Origin of the sequence: Yoonia sp. (genome assembly GCF_017854415.1) — a bacterium.
Classification (GTDB): Bacteria; Pseudomonadota; Alphaproteobacteria; order Rhodobacterales; family Rhodobacteraceae; genus Yoonia.
Window position 1 is genome coordinate 5,018 of sequence record NZ_JAFMHR010000087.1, and the last position, 8,706, is coordinate 13,723.

Consider the following 8,706-nt stretch of genomic DNA (forward strand, 5'->3'; position numbering starts at 1 on the left):
GAAGCCGCGTTGCATGTGGCACGAACCGAGCTTGCCCGCGCGATCGATGCTGAGGCGCTTGCCGATGCGCAGTACCAGCGCACTCAAACCCTTGTCGAACGCGGTGTCGTATCACTGACCCAGCTTGAAGACGCAGTGCAACGCCTTGCCGTTGCCAACAGCACGGTCGAGGCCGCAACGGCGCGTATCGATATGGCACAAAGCACTCTGAGCCGTGCTGAAACAATGCTGCAAACCCCACAATCGCAGGCGGATGCCGTGGAAAGTTGTTGTCTGGCGATTACCGCACCTGCTGACGGGCTAGTCCTTAGCGTCGCAGGCACCAGCGCAAGACCTGTTGTAACCGGCGCCCCGCTGTTGCGGATTGGTGACCCCGCGCAGCTGGAAATCGTGGCCGACCTTTTGTCGAGCGACGCAGTTCGCCTGGAAATTGGCGCGCGGGCCGTTGTTGAACGCTGGGGTGGTCCTATCGCATTGAGCGCTTCACTGATCAGCATCGCACCTGCGGCTGACACCAAAGTATCAGCACTCGGGATCGAGGAACAACGCCTAGATGCGGTCTTTGATATCACTTCGCCGATCACTCAAAGGGTCGGACTTGGTGATGGATTTGCTGTGTTCTTGCGGATTACTGAATGGCGCAAAGAAGATGCGCTTCAGGTGCCGCTTAGTGCCCTTTTCAAACGTAATGGGGACTGGGCTGTGTTTACAGCGACAGACGGCATTGCGAACGAACAAACCATTCGCATCGGTCGCCAGAACACCCAATTTGCCGAAGTTCTGGATGGCTTAAGTGCCGGTATGGCTGTCGTAACCCACCCAAACGATCAACTGGTATCGGGCGGTGAAATCGTCGAGCGCAGCAGCTTGGACTAGCGCAAGGCTAAACTTCGGCGACACCCACCATATAGTTTTCGCCGTACGCTTTGGCGCATTTCGGGCAGGTTGTATAAATGAAAAAGACCCGCTTGGCGGTCTTGCCCATTGCGGTGGCTGCGACTTCCATATCGTGGGAAAAGTCCTTTGCCTTGCGATACGGACCTTCGAAAACCCGTGTGATAAAATCTCCTGAAAGGGTCGTCATATCTTCGCCTTCAATGTCCTTGGTGACTGCAAAAAAGTGTTCGGCTTCCCATGGTGATGTATCGCGGCTTAGCACAATTTCTGTGGCGAGGTCCGCAGCACCCGCATCTTCGATATGTTCTTGTACGCGGGTAAACACCTGCCCCATGTTCCACGGGATATGCATGGCACTGCGGGTCGTGGCCCGCACGAATTTCTTGTTTTTAAAATGAAGTCGCTGGTTGTCCCAACCTTCCGGCTTAAAACGCGGGCAGCATCCGGTTGTATTTTCGCTGACATCATTTTCGGGGAATGCATTGGTGTGCATCGGGCCTCTCCTATTGAATTGGAAATGTGATGTCGGACTGTACGCTGATGCCCCTTGCGCCAATTGATATCGGTCAATCGCGACGGTGACCGCTGTGGCAGACTTTGTGCACAAGCATCGCAATTTCAAATCAAGGAGACACACCATGGGATTGGTAACTGGCAAAACAGCCCTGATCACCGGTGCCGCCGCAGGAATTGGCCGCGCCACAGCACTGACATTCGCCGCAGAGGGCGCAATTGTCGTTGCCTCGGACGTTGATGACGCCGGCGGCAAGGAAACGGTGGCAATGATCGAAAAAGCAGGCGGCAAAGCAATATACGTTTCGGCGGACGTATCGAAACCTACAGATGTCAAAACCCTGATCGCAAAGGCTGTCGCGGCATATGGCCGGATTGATTGCGCTGTGAACAACGCGGGGATTGAAGGAAAAATTACCCCGTTTGCCGACCAGCCCGAAGATAACTTTGACGCGATCATCGGGGTCAATCTCAAGGGTACATACCTGTGTCTGCAAGCAGAGATTGCGGCGATGCTCAAATCTGGCGGAGGCGCGATTGTGAACCTGTCGTCGATCGCAGGATTGATCGGTTTTCCAGGCTTGTCGCCATATGTTGCTTCCAAGCATGGCGTGATCGGGTTGACCAAAAACGCAGCACTTGAATACGCCAAGGCCGGTATTCGCGTGAATGCTGTTTGTCCGGGCGGGATCGACACCAGGATGTTGGATTCGCTTGCCGAACAAGCCACGGCGGGCGCGCAGTCATCGGCTGAAATGATGGATCCGCTGCACCCGATGGGCCGGATTGGCACACCTCAAGAAGTCGCGGATCTGATCGTCTGGCTGTGTTCGCCGCGCGCGGGCTTTATCACCGGTACCGCCATTCCGATTGATGGCGGTTACGTCGCCCAATAATTGCAACAACAGGGGCAGGATGTCATGACCGATGCCATTATCAGTAAGCGCTCTAGAACCCAGCTGGCTGCAAATATGCCCGACTATGCCGCGACCTATGGTAGCTTTTCTTGGAATACTGCGCATGCGATGTTGGACGGTATGCCGGATGGGCATCTGAACATCGCGCATGAGGCGATTGAACGACATGTCGCCGACGGTCATGGCGCGCAGATCGCGATGCGCTGGATTGCTAAATCTGGTGCGCGCACTGATTATACTTATGCGGAACTGTCGCGGCTGACGAACCAGTTTGCAAACGTTCTGCGCGCGCGCCAATTCAAAAAGGGCGACAAGGTCTATGCCTTGCTGGGCCGTGTCCCTGAACTCTATATCGCGGCCCTTGGAACCTTGAAGGCTGGTTGCGTCTTTTGTCCGCTGTTTTCAGCGTTCGGACCAGAACCAATTCAGGCGCGTATGGAAATAGGCGGGGCGAACGCCTTGCTGACATCGACACGCCTTTATGAACGCAAAGTCGCGGGCATTCGCGCCTCATTGCCAGAATTGAACGAGGTTTTCACTGTTGATGGGGCAACCCGCGGAACGACCGACCTGAAGCCCCTACTAGAAACGGCCTCGGATCAATTCGAAACGGTCCAAACCAGCCCCGAAGACACGGCACTGCTGCATTTTACATCAGGCACAACTGGCAAACCCAAAGGTGTCGTGCATGTGCATCAGGCGGTTGTTGCCCATGACGCAACGGGCAGGTTGGCATTGGATATGCGACCGGGCGATGTCTACTGGTGCACGGCTGACCCCGGTTGGGTCACAGGTACATCTTACGGCATTATCGCACCGCTGACCAACCGGACCACGATGATAGTCGACGAGGCAGAGTTCGACATCAACCGATGGTACGACATCCTCAGCACTGAAGCTGTGAATGTTTGGTACACCGCCCCCACCGCAATCCGTATGTTGATGAAAGCTGGGGCTGAGGCCATAGGCGCGCGCTCATTTCCCAACCTACGTTTTATGGCAAGTGTCGGTGAGCCGCTGAACCCAGAGGCCGTGGTCTGGGGCAATGATACCTTTGGCCAACCTTTTCATGACAACTGGTGGCAAACCGAAACCGGTGGAATCATGATCGCCAACTATGCCGCGATGGATGTCAAACCGGGATCGATGGGCAAACCACTGCCCGGGATTGCAGCAGGCATTGTCGAAGTCATCGGCGACACTGTCACGGAACTAACCGCGCCTATGGCAATGGGGGAACTGGCCTTGCGTCCGGGCTGGCCATCGATGATGCGCGGTTATCTGAATGAGCAGGCCCGCTACGACAAGTGTTTCAAGGGTGGCTGGTACCTCAGCGGTGATCTCGCGATGCGCGATGCTGATGGATACTTCTGGTTTGTTGGCCGCGCAGATGACCTGATCAAAAGTGCTGGCCACCTGATCGGTCCATTCGAGGTCGAAAGCGCGCTGATGGAACACAAGGCCGTGGCAGAGGTAGCAGTGATCGGCTTGCCTGATGAAACGGCCGGACAGATCGTCAAAGCCTATGTCGCACTTAAACCGGGACATGTGCCAAGCGATGATCTGCGGCTCGATCTTTTGGGGCATGCACGTAAACGACTTGGCCCCGCAGTAGCCCCCAAAGATATCGCATTTCGTCAAAACCTGCCCAAAACCCGCAGTGGCAAGATCATGCGCAGGCTGTTGAAAGCCCGCGAAATGGGACTGCCCGAAGGTGATATCTCAACGCTGGAAAGTGACGAATCATGACCTTAACCCGCACCAAACCCCGCCTTGACCAAGCGCATGTCCGCGAGTTGCTCAAATCAATGCTTCGCATCCGTATGTTCGAGGAAAAATGCGCTGAAGCATACACGCAGCAGAAAATCCGTGGATTCCTGCACCTTTATGATGGTGAAGAGGCGATCGCTGCTGGGATCATTCCGTTGCTCGAGGCAGGTGACCGGCTAGTTGCGACATACCGTGAACACGGTCACGCCTTGGCGCGCGGTGTGCCGATGGAGGCCGTTCTGGCAGAAATGTACGGCAAAGCAGGTGGATGCGCTGGCGGGCGTGGCGGGTCGATGCATTTGTTTGATGCGGCGCGGAATTTCTATGGTGGCAATGCGATTGTGGGTGGTGGCTTGCCGATGGCCGTCGGGTTGGCCTTGGCTGACAGAATGCAAAATACCGATGGCACAACGGCGTGCTTTTTTGGCGAAGGGGCCGTGGCCGAAGGTGAGTTCCACGAAAGCCTGAACCTTGCTGCTTTGTGGAAGTTGCCGGTGCTGTTTGTCTGCGAAAACAACGGCTATGCGATGGGCACAGCGCTTGATATCTCGGAGTCTGAAACCGACATTGCAGCCAAGGCGCGCAGTTACGCGATCTCCTCAGAAGTGGTGGATGGCATGGATGTTGTCGCCGTAGAGGCTGCAGCACGTCGCGCAATTCAGGCAATCTCGGAGACGGGCAAACCCTATTTTCTTGAATGCCGCACATACAGGTTTCGTGCGCATTCGATGTTCGACGCCCAACTTTATCGACCAAAGTCCGAAGTGGCTGAGTGGCGCGAAAAAGGTCCTATCGTGCGGTTCCAGGGCTGGGCTATGAAAAGCGGTTTGCTGCACGATGACGATATTGCGGCGATCAAATCTGAAGTTTCCGCAGAAATTGCGCAGGCAGTGGCCTTTGCGGAATCAAGCGACATTGAACCGCTAGAGACACTGACGCACTACGTTATGGCAGCTGACCGACCTGACCCACCCAAAGTGGCGACCCCCGATGCAATGATGCAAACAACCTATCGCGACGCCATGAAGTCTGCGATCACAGACGCCCTTAGCCGCGATGACCGTGTCTTTTTGATGGGCGAAGATGTGGGTCATTACGGCGGATGCTATGCGGTCAGCAAAGGCCTGCTGGACCAGTTCGGTCCAGATCGTATCCGCGATACGCCTTTGTCGGAATCCGGGTTTACCGGTGCCGGGATTGGTGCAGCCATCGCTGGCATGCGCCCGATTGTCGAAGTGATGACTGTCAATTTTTCGTTGTTGGCGCTGGATCAGATTATGAATACTGCCGCCACCTTGCGGCATATGTCCAACAACCAGTTTGGTGTGCCGATCGTTATCCGTATGGCGACCGGAGCCGGCAAACAGCTTGCCGCACAGCACTCGCATTCGCTTGAAGGGTGGTACGCGCATATCCCCGGTCTGCGGGTATTGGCGCCAGCGACGCTAGAGGATGCGCGCGGTATGCTTTGGACCGCGTTGCAGGACCCAGATCCGGTGCTGATCTTTGAAAACGTTATGCTGTATAACAATGCAGGCGAGATCGCTGAAAATGCAGGCCCCGTCGATATTGACCGTGCCGTCGTGCGACGCCAAGGTCGCGATATTTCCTTGATCACCTACGGTGGATCGCTGTTCAAGACGCTTGACGCGGCCGACGCCCTAGAGGCCGAAGGGATCAGCGCCGAAGTCATCGACCTGCGCAGTTTACGCCCCCTTGATATGGAAACCATTCGGACATCGGTTGCGCGCACGCATCGCGTTTTGATCGTCGACGAAGGCTGGCGCAGCGGCAGCTTGTCGGCGGAAATCGGGATGCGGCTGGCAGAAGGATCGTTCTACGATCTTGACGCTCCGCCCGGTCGGGTCTGCAGCGCTGAAGTACCAATCCCTTATGCCGCGCATCTAGAACAAGCCGCCCTTCCGCAGGTGTCCAGCATTATCGCCGCTGTCAAATCATTGATGGAGCAACAACCATGAGCCAGTTCCTGATGCCGTCGCTTGGTGCAGATATGGCCGACGGAATTTTGGTCGAACAACTGATTGCGCGGGGTGATCCGGTGCACCGTGGCGATATCATTGCCGCGGTTGAAACCCAAAAAGGAGCCATCGAAATCGAGGTGTTCGAGGACGGCTTTCTGGACGACTGGTTGGTCCCACTTGGCACGAAGGTCGCAGTTGGCACGCCGATCGCAAATATCCGCACAAGTGACACGCCTGACATCCCCAAACCCGTCGACCCGCCACCGCCGCCGCGCCCGTCGGAGGCGCCACAGCCAACTGACCCAGTAGCGCCACCTGATCTACCTGAAGACCCGATGCCTCCGCCATATCAACCGCCAGTGCAGCCGGAGGAGCTTGCCGGACAGGATCGTCAGCGGGTGTCCCCCGCAGCAAGACGGCGCGCAGCTCAGATCGGGTTTGATTTGTCGGCACTTGGCACCGACCGGATCATTGCCCTTGGCGACCTGCCCGATACGCCCGCGGTCGAACCTATGTCTGCGATGCGCCAAGCCATCTCGGCTGCGATGTCCCGATCAAAGCGCGAAATACCGCATTATTACTTGTCGGACAGCATAGATCTGACGGCGGCAGAAGATTTTATAACCCGTCACAACGCCAATCTACCACCTGACGCGCGGTTGGCAATTGGCGCACTGTATGTCCGGGCTGTGGCGCTTGCCGCCCAAGCCTTTCCCGAATTCAACGGGCATTTTGAAAATGAACGGTTCGCGCCCGCCCCTGCTGTGCATTTGGGAATGGCGATCAATTTGCGCGGTGGCGGATTGGCAGCCCCAGCCTTGCATGACGCGTCAGAGGGGGATTTGGACGCGTTGATGGCGCGGCTACGGGACTTGGTCGCGCGCGTCAAAAAGGGCCGTTTCAGGGCGCGCGAATTGGCTGATCCGACCATCACTTTGACCAGTCTGGGTGACCGCGGGGTTCGCGGGATCACAGGTGTTATTTTTCCGCCACAAGTCGCCATTGTCGGGATTGGCACACCCAGTGTTCAAGCTGCAGTGATCGATGATCAGATCAAGCCGCGCCGCATCGCAGACATTACTTTGGCCGCTGACCACCGCGTCAGCGACGGCCACCGAGGTGCGCGGTTTTTGCGCGCCATCATTGACCACCTACAACACCCGGAGACCTTATGACAAACTTGGACATCCGCGCCCTTATCACAACTCAACTGGGCCGTATCGCACCTGATATTCCAATTGAAAGCATCGACCCCAAAGCCGACCTGCGCGATGAGTTTGATATTGATTCGATGGATTTTCTGACGCTGATCACGGCACTGGGAAAGGAATTGTCCTTGCCGATGCCCGAAGCCGACTATGATCAAATGCGCAGCTTTGACGACCTGTTGACCTATCTGCAAACCAACACGAACTGACATTGCAGGCAAACAACGGGCGATTTTGACATTGCTCAATCAGACAACTTGCGGCGGATACTAAAGTCGAAGGAAATAAAAGGCGCATAATGTTCTCGAACGCGATCAAACTAGCCACAGTCAGCGGCTTTGATATCAAAGTAGACCCAAGCTGGGCATTGATAGCTGCATTGGTCACTTGGACCCTGTCTCAACAGTATTTCCCGGCCACACTGCCTGAGCAGACATCACAGATGTATGTCGTTATGGCAGTCGTAGCGATGCTAAGCTTTTTCGGCTCGTTGTTGCTACACGAACTGGCCCATTCAGTTGTGGCGCGCAGGTTCGGAGTTCAGATAAAAGGCATCACACTGTTTTTGTTCGGCGGCGTAGCAGAGCTGGCGGAAGAACCGAAATCGGCTACCGCGGAATTCTGGATTGCCCTCGCAGGCCCCGCGATGAGCCTGAGCCTAAGCGCCGTTTTCTGGTTACTCGCGCAGCTGTCCGTCCAGTTATTGAATGCCCCTGCCGTGATAGAAACGTTGTCATACCTTGCCGCGGTCAATCTGGTCATTGCCTTGTTCAATCTGGTTCCGGCCTTTCCGCTTGATGGTGGCCGCGTATTGCGTGCGTATTTGTGGCACCGTCACGGTGACATCCTTCGGGCCACCAAAGCTGCAGCCCGGTCGGGCACGATTTTCGCCTATGGGCTCATGTTTCTAGGCGTATTGGTCTTGTTTCAGGGCCTGCTGATTACCGGGCTTTGGTATATAATGATCGGTTTTTTCGTGATGGGCGCGGCGCGCGGCGCGTATCATTCACAAATCATGGATAATGCCTTTGCGGGCAAGACCGTTGGAAACTTGATGGTCCAGAACCCGATTGTAGTGTCATCTGAAATGACCCTGTCGGACTTTGTGAACACGGTTGTACTGTCAAAGCGCGTCAGCTTTGTGCCTGTAGTCGAAGATGGCATTCTGTTGGGCCAAATTGACAAGGACGTCTTGTCCGTCATCGATCACGACAACTGGAGCAACACCCGCGTTGGTGATGTATTTGCCGGATTGGATGTGGCATCGACGGTTCCACCCGATATGCCTATCAGCGGCCTGCTGGCGCAAATTGCGCAAACGGGCACGCGCAAGTTCTTGGTGGTGAAAGATCACACGCTGTTGGGTGTAATCACTTTGGCCAACCTCATTGGCTATATGCACACGGTCGAAAACATGCG

The 8,706-nt window shown here is 55.8% G+C and carries 8 protein-coding genes; 7 read left to right on the forward strand and 1 reads right to left on the reverse strand.

What is annotated here, in order from left to right; translation table 11 throughout:
• The coding region (locus QZ197_RS10655) for an HlyD family efflux transporter periplasmic adaptor subunit (protein WP_296431914.1) at positions 1 to 876 on the forward strand (876 nt) is incomplete at its 5' end.
• Between the two features lie 7 nt (positions 877 to 883).
• On the opposite strand, the gene QZ197_RS10660 is transcribed toward QZ197_RS10655, so the two are convergent.
• Positions 884 to 1,390, reverse strand: a complete 507-nt coding sequence (locus tag QZ197_RS10660; protein WP_296431915.1) for a hydrolase — start codon at positions 1,388 to 1,390, stop codon at positions 884 to 886.
• Positions 1,391 to 1,535: 145 nt separating this feature from the next.
• Here QZ197_RS10660 and QZ197_RS10665 point away from each other — a divergent pair, with 145 nt between their 5' ends.
• From QZ197_RS10665 to QZ197_RS10690, 6 genes are all read left to right on the forward strand, one after another.
• Entirely contained in the window at positions 1,536 to 2,306 is a 771-nt protein-coding gene (locus tag QZ197_RS10665; protein ID WP_296431916.1) for an SDR family oxidoreductase, read from the forward strand.
• A gap of 24 nt (positions 2,307 to 2,330) precedes the next feature.
• The gene (acsA, locus tag QZ197_RS10670; RefSeq protein WP_296431917.1) at positions 2,331 to 4,076 is read left to right on the forward strand and encodes an acetate--CoA ligase; all 1,746 of its coding nucleotides are present in this window, start codon (positions 2,331 to 2,333) and stop codon (positions 4,074 to 4,076) included.
• Positions 4,073 to 6,076: a pyruvate dehydrogenase (acetyl-transferring) E1 component subunit alpha gene (gene pdhA, locus QZ197_RS10675; RefSeq protein WP_296431919.1), complete on the forward strand. Its 2,004-nt coding sequence runs from the start codon at positions 4,073 to 4,075 to the stop codon at positions 6,074 to 6,076. Before acsA ends, pdhA begins: the two co-directional genes overlap by 4 nt.
• Complete coding sequence (locus tag QZ197_RS10680) at positions 6,073 to 7,254, forward strand: dihydrolipoamide acetyltransferase family protein (RefSeq protein ID WP_296431920.1); 1,182 nt, start codon at positions 6,073 to 6,075, stop codon at positions 7,252 to 7,254. The genes pdhA and QZ197_RS10680 overlap by 4 nt, the downstream gene beginning before the upstream one ends.
• Entirely contained in the window at positions 7,251 to 7,496 is a 246-nt protein-coding gene (locus QZ197_RS10685; RefSeq protein ID WP_296431921.1) for an acyl carrier protein, read from the forward strand. Before QZ197_RS10680 ends, QZ197_RS10685 begins: the two co-directional genes overlap by 4 nt.
• An 89-nt stretch (positions 7,497 to 7,585) precedes the next feature.
• Positions 7,586 to 8,706, forward strand: a 1,121-nt coding sequence (locus QZ197_RS10690; protein WP_296431922.1) for a site-2 protease family protein, incomplete at its 3' end; no start/stop codon positions are given.